The 5,128-nt window shown below is 41.8% G+C and carries 6 protein-coding genes; all 6 read right to left on the bottom strand.

All coding sequences use genetic code 11. From position 1 onward, the window contains the following. A partial coding sequence (locus Q0162_RS13210) for an aldo/keto reductase (protein WP_297892638.1) occupies nucleotides 1–574 on the bottom strand: 574 nt, incomplete at its 3' end. A gap of 8 nt (nucleotides 575–582) precedes the next feature. Continuing rightward, nucleotides 583–1,419: a carboxymuconolactone decarboxylase family protein gene (locus Q0162_RS13205; protein ID WP_297890987.1), complete on the bottom strand. Its 837-nt coding sequence runs from the start codon at nucleotides 1,417–1,419 to the stop codon at nucleotides 583–585. A gap of 6 nt (nucleotides 1,420–1,425) precedes the next feature. Then, entirely contained in the window at nucleotides 1,426–2,526 is a 1,101-nt protein-coding gene (locus Q0162_RS13200; protein WP_297892636.1) for an alpha/beta fold hydrolase, read from the bottom strand. Between the two features lie 4 nt (nucleotides 2,527–2,530). Then, nucleotides 2,531–3,502 (bottom strand): alpha/beta hydrolase, encoded by a 972-nt coding sequence (locus tag Q0162_RS13195; protein ID WP_297892634.1) that lies wholly within the window; start codon nucleotides 3,500–3,502, stop codon nucleotides 2,531–2,533. 10 nt (nucleotides 3,503–3,512) lie between these two features. Then, nucleotides 3,513–4,070, bottom strand: coding sequence for a flavodoxin family protein (locus Q0162_RS13190; protein ID WP_297890984.1), 558 nt, complete (start codon nucleotides 4,068–4,070; stop codon nucleotides 3,513–3,515). Nucleotides 4,071–4,114: 44 nt separating this feature from the next. Beyond that, nucleotides 4,115–5,089, bottom strand: a complete 975-nt coding sequence (locus Q0162_RS13185; protein WP_297892632.1) for an alpha/beta hydrolase — start codon at nucleotides 5,087–5,089, stop codon at nucleotides 4,115–4,117. Nucleotides 5,090–5,128 lie beyond the last annotated feature (39 nt).

The following is a 5,128-nucleotide window of genomic DNA, read 5'->3' as shown; positions in this document are numbered from 1 at the left end:
AATCGTTTCTACCTTCAGCAAAAGGTCCCCACGACATTAGCTTGGTATCGTATTTTTGCATTAGCTCTTGGAGGTCTTGCTGTTGGTAGAATACGTGTGTTTCCATTTGGTTTACAGCAGGTTTTATCTCGCAGTGGTATGCCAAATCGAGGTATCTATCGGCATAGAAGTTGCTCACCCCAATAGCGCGCACTTTGCCTTCTTTGTAGGCTTCTTCCATAGCGCGATAAGAGCCGTAATAATCGCCAAAAGGTTGGTGAACGAGTAGCAAATCGATATAATCGGTTTGGAGTTTATGCAAAGAGGTTTCGATAGAGGCTTTTGCCTTTTCATAACCAGCATTGCTTATCCACACTTTGGTAACGATAAAGAACTCTTTGCGGTCGATACCACTTTTCTTAATAGCGTTACCTACACCCTCTTCATTTTTGTAGATTTGGGCAGTGTCAATCATTCGGTAGCCTACCGAAATAGCATCACTTACGCAACGCTCACATTCTTTGGGGTCTACTTGGAATACTCCATACCCCAATAGGGGCATTTGTACCCCGTTGTTTAATTGGATATTTTTCATTGCAATTCTTATTTTGTTAATTGAGTATATTCTTTTTCACTTACAGGTTCTTTCCATTCGGTTTTAGCTTTTTGCACATCCATTATAGCCAAATGGGCAAACCAACTTTGAGCGGTAGCTCCGTGCCAGTGTTTTACCCCTGCAGGCACTACTACCACATCGCCTTTTTGCAGCAGTTGGGCAGGCTTGCCCCACTCTTGATACCAACCTGTCCCTTCGGTAGCCAAGAGTATTTGTTCGGCACTATGCACGTGCCAATCGTTACGACAAGAGGGCTCAAAAGTAACATTGGCAACCAATATGTTGTTTTTCTTATCGGGGGCAACCAATACATTCAAATAGCTTTTACCAGAAAAGTGCTTGCTGTTTTCGGGGGAATTAGGCTCGCCAAGGGCAAAGATATATCCTGCATTGCCATGGCTTGGGTCGGCAGCTATTTCATTAGCATAGACTTCCTTAGCAGCAAGGAAAGCACTCCACGCCTTAGGCCAGCCTGCATAAAAGGCAATATGGGTAATCATCTCGGCTATTTCGTCTTTGCTGATGCCGTTTTTCTTGCCCTCGGTAAGGTGCGACTTAATAGTAAAATCAGGCGCTCCACTCCCTATTAGGGTAGCGATGGTTACCATACTGCGGTCACGAGCAGAAAGTTCCCCTTCACGACTCCACACTTGTCCAAAAAGAATATCATCATTGAGTTCAGCGAATTTAGGTGCAAAATTACCGAGGCGGTCTCGTCCAGCAGTTTGTTTTTTAGCTTCTTTTTTCATTGTATTTTGTTGTTTTACTTGGGCACTCATCGCTACTGTCAAGAGTACCATTGCAAAGATAATAATTTTTTTCATACAATTTTAATTTGCTAATTTCTTACTTTCTAACCATTTGTAGATATGTTCAAAAACTTCTTGGTTATTGAGGTCTTGAAACATAAAGTGGGTGTTGCCAGTGATACCTGCCTTAGGCAAATCGATAACTTTGCAGTCACCTCCGTTGGCATTGATCACTTCGGCAAATTTGTAAGCCAATTCGCGTACACCACTCCAGAAGTTTTGAGCGGGTAGCTCGGCAGTCTTATCGAAATCAGGAATATTGTCACCAAAATAGATAACGATAGGTCGCTTAGTGAGGGTGAGAAACTGTTCTTTAGGTACACCAAAACCTCCTACAGGGAAAGAAGTATTTTCTTTGGTAATCGTAGGAACTTCACCTTCGGGGAAGGGGAAAGTGCCTGGCTCAATGGCTACAACAGCTGTTACTTTTGGGGTTTGCATCGCAACATTCCAACCAATAATACCACCTTGTGAGTGCGTGATAAAGATACCGTCACCTCCTTTCTCGAAAGTAGCGACTAAAGCCTCCGTTACTTTTGGAATATCAAACTCACCTATGTTAGGAGTCATTTGTTGGAAAAACTTATGTAGTGTTTCTTCTCCTTGGGGGAATTTAGAATTGCTAAAAAGTTTAGGATAATATCCCATACGGAATTGGGTAAACCACGCTTGGTCTAAAGTAGGGGTGGTTACTGTAGCTTCTACTGAGGGTTGCCCTGCTGCCCCACGGCGAGGTTGGTCGATAAGGTAAGTAGCATAGCCTTTGCGGAGGAACATAGGGGCAAACCCTTCGCGCCCATCGGGGGTGTTCATCCAGCCCACACGCGACTGACCGAAACCGTGCAGGAAGTACACGCGGTGATTGTTGTAAGGCTGAGGTACTTGGTAGAAGATATTGGCATAATCGGCGTGGAGAGTTTGTCCGGCGGGGTTGTACTGACCTTTAATGGGGTCGAAAGTGCCATCGGTTTTAAGCACAGTACCTCCTGCGGTGAAGAAACCTTGTTCTTTAATAGCAAGCACAGCGCTTTTACTCTTGTCAGAAGTGTAAGTATCTCCTTGGTGTTGAGTAGCACAGCCTATGGCCAAGGTCACTGTAAGGGGAATAAAAATTCTTTTCATTTTGCTATTGTTTAGAATATTGATTAAAAAATGTAATGATTTTAGGAATGATAACTGATAGATAGGCTTCTTTGTCGTACATATCGAAATGTCGAGCCTTAGGAACTACAAAAAATTCCTTACTATTAGTAGCGGCATTGTTATACATCAATTCTGCTCCTTGGCGAGTGAAAGCATTTTCGCCTGCTATTACCAAGAAAGGTGTATGTAGTTTTTTTACTTCTTCGGCAGGAAAGAATTTGCGCCAAGAAAGCTCAGACCAAGACGCAAACGGCAACCAATTAGGAGCAGCTCCTCGTTTGCTGTTGTAGTAATACTCAGCTCCTTCAGAACCTTCTTCGATGAGATTTACACGTGTAACAATACCTTTTTCTTCATACAGTTTCTTTTCGGATAGCAGTTGTGCTTCACTCTTACCATTAGGAGCGACAAAGTGGATCATTTCAAAAGGATTGACTACTGCAATAGCTTTCAACGGAGACGATTTAGCCAAAGTAACAGCGTAAGGTAAATACACCCCTGAACCACAGATGCCTACAGCAAAGATTTTGTTTTTATCTACATTGGGGTATTTTGTTATAAAAGCTACTGCGCTATTGATGTCAGTAGCTTTTATAGTAGGGTCTTCATAAGCGCGAGGTTGTCCTTCACTAGAACCAAAATAAGAATAATCATACACCATTGTAACAAACCCTTTTTCAGCTAAAAGTTGTGCGTAAAGACTGGCGGTTTGTTCTTTAGTACCTCCCATAGGTCCTTGTACTACTACCGCAGGTAGATGGTCGCTTTTCTTCATTTTTATGGGAGTATAAATCACTCCTGCTAATTGAAAACCAGAAGTCTGGTTTTTGAATACTACTGGAGTAATATTTACCGTTTCGGTAGGAGGTTGAGCTATAACCTCATTTTCTTGTGCCAATGCCCCTATGCTTACCAAAGATAAACATATCGGAGTTAAAACATTATTCTTTTTCATATACTTTTAATTATTTCAGTTTTTCGGAGAGTTTTTGTGCTTGTGATTGATTGTTAGCCATTCCTTCATAGCTAAAACCATACATTTCACAAAAACGTTTTATAGTGTATTCTCCGTCATTAATCATAAACTCGGAAGGACTTAAACCTTGATATAAAAAAAAGAGTTTACGAGGAGCAAACGAATTTGGGGCAATAGTCCCGTAAAAACGCTCTAACAAGGTGCGTACGATGCTACTTATATTGTGCCAATATACAGGAGAACCAAGCACAATGATATCGGCATTTCTAATTTTCGTCAATACTTCATCGAATTGGTCGCCCGAGAGAGTCTGTCCGTAATGATTGACTCTATACTCTACTAGATTAAGTGTTTCGTATGTTTTTCCTTTGAGTAATGTTTGTGCTAACTGAGCCGTATTGCCGTTAGGGTTTGGGCTTCCGTTGATAAAAAGAATCTTTTGGGTATTCTTCTTGTTGTTCATTTCTTCGTCTTTGTTTTGGCAACTTGCCGTTCCTATTAAAGTAAAAAAAGCAAGTGCAAGTGTTAATAATTTGCTTTTATTCATCTTTTTTCGTCAGTATTCTTGACGACTGATTAATTATTTATTTATTACAAATTCTTTTTAAAAAACTCTGTGAGTTTCTTTACTGCTTGGGTTACGTAGGGTTCTTTCCAATAGGTTTGGATATGGGTGGCTCCTTCAAGCAAATAGAGTTCTTTAGGTTGTGCATTGACGGCTTTAGCAAAGGCATCTTCGGTCATATCACGAGTGTCGGCTTTACTACCGGCAAGCATTAAGAGCGGTTGGTTGATAAGCTCTATTTGGTCGGTAGCATCAAAGCGCATCAAGTCCAGAAGACTACTTTGGGTGTAACGGAAGGTGCTGTTTGGGTGGGCATGGGTTTCAAGATAATATTCATAACCTTCGCGATAGAGTTCAAAAGGCATTTTAGCAACCTCTTCTTTGCTCATTTTAGGCATATTGCCCACATAACGCACCTGACCACCACGAGCTTCTTCTTCGCGGGCTTCGGAAGCCTCTTTAAGTCGTTGTTGGATAGTAGCTACTTGCGAGTTTTTAAAACCATTACGGCGCACCAATCCTGTGTTGAACATACTTAATGTTGCTACAGCTTTAAATCGCTTATCGGTTTTTGCTGCATTGAGTGTATAGCCTCCTCCGCCACAGATACCGAGTATCCCGATACGATTGGCATCTACCCCGGCGTAGGTACTGATAAAATCGGCAGCAGCGTGAAGGTCGGCAGTACGGCTGGAAGGGGTATCTACATTACGAGGGGTACCTCCACTGGCTCCTTGATAAGCAGCATCGGGCGCTATCACAATATAACCTTGCTTAGCCAAAAGCTCGGCATACAAACCTGCGACTTGTTCTTTCACGCCACCGTTAGGGTGGGCTACCACTATAGCAGGGTATTTTTTGGTGTTATCGTACCCAGCAGGAGTATAGACATTAGCGGCAATGCTAATACCATCATTGCGGGTATATTGCACGGGGTGCATTTGTTGTGCAGATAGGTTCATAATAGTACTAAGAGTTAAAAGGGTTATTGTCTTTTTCATTTCTATATGTTTTTATTATTTGTTCATTAACTAATTACA

It is taken from the genome of uncultured Capnocytophaga sp. (assembly GCF_937936315.1).
In the GTDB taxonomy this organism is placed as follows: domain Bacteria; phylum Bacteroidota; class Bacteroidia; order Flavobacteriales; family Flavobacteriaceae; genus Capnocytophaga.
The sequence above is the reverse complement of the archived record's forward strand: the minus strand, read 5'-3'. Positions and strand labels throughout refer to the sequence as shown.